1 protein-coding gene is annotated in these 326 nt (G+C 52.5%); it reads right to left on the reverse strand.

Going from position 1 to position 326, the window contains the following annotated elements; all coding sequences use genetic code 11:
• The coding region (locus ACI0FO_RS29470) for a hypothetical protein (RefSeq protein ID WP_416032101.1) at nt 1-254 on the reverse strand (254 nt) is incomplete at its 3' end.
• Nucleotides 255-326 lie beyond the last annotated feature (72 nt).

Below are 326 nucleotides of genomic sequence, written 5' to 3' on the forward strand. Positions count from 1 at the left end.
AATTCACGGTTGATGATCAACGCGTCGTCGGAGATGAATTCACGGTTGACGATCAATGCGCCGTCGGAGATGAATTCGCCGTTGAAGATCAATGCGCCGTCGGAGACGAATTCACGGTTGAAGATCAATGCGCCATCGGAGATGAATTCGCGGTTGATGATCAATGTGCCGTCGGAGATGAATTCGCCGTTGATGATCAATGCGCCGTCGGAGATGAATTCGCGGTTGACGGTCAATGCGTCGTCGGAGATCAATTCACCGTTGACGATAATTCGTCAGAAGCACGACATCGCCGGATCCCATCACCGGCCTCCCTTTTAGACGGG

The sequence above is a fragment of the Achromobacter marplatensis genome, from assembly GCF_049060505.1.
GTDB classification, from domain to species: Bacteria; Pseudomonadota; Gammaproteobacteria; order Burkholderiales; family Burkholderiaceae_B; genus Achromobacter; species Achromobacter marplatensis_A.